This window comes from Psychrobacter sp. I-STPA6b (genome assembly GCF_020662265.1).
Classification (GTDB): domain Bacteria; phylum Pseudomonadota; class Gammaproteobacteria; order Pseudomonadales; family Moraxellaceae; genus Psychrobacter.
In genome coordinates this window covers 1-429 of sequence record NZ_VEWM01000046.1, presented here as the reverse complement: position 1 = coordinate 429, position 429 = coordinate 1, and the positions used below count along the sequence as shown (strand labels likewise).

The window sequence follows — 429 nt, the reverse complement described above, 5'->3', positions numbered from 1 at the left end:
ACACGATCGTATTCTGTGATAATAAAAGGATCGTTATTATGCTTGTGATTGTTCTTGTAATCGTATTTTTTTAGAAAGTCTTCAACGGCTTTGTCCGAAAAAAAAAGCAGCATACTTCGGTTATTTTGACTCATAGAAATGCTTTCGCTCATCAAGCAATTACCTGCTTTGATAATGACAAATTTATCGTTTTCTATGCGTGTTGTATGGTTTTGAGTAACAAGTTCTTTTGTTCCGTTGAGCAGAAAACTAAAAACATTTTTAGAAAGCTGCACCTTGTTTTTGATGATACTTTTCGAAATAAAATATTCATGCAGTTGTAGTTCACTATCATTGTCGGTTTCTATTTGGTCAGGTAAAAATTGAATTTCCATGTTCTAATTATATTTTTTCTACAATACATATAGTTATCCAAATAGCTCACTTGCC

The 429-nt window shown here is 31.7% G+C and carries 1 protein-coding gene; it reads right to left on the bottom strand.

Annotation, left to right across the window (positions count from 1 at the left end; translation table 11 throughout):
• Positions 1–374: hypothetical protein (locus FHK88_RS03710; protein WP_264480597.1), on the bottom strand; the 374-nt coding region annotated here is incomplete at its 3' end.
• Between the last annotated feature and the right edge of the window lie 55 nt (positions 375–429).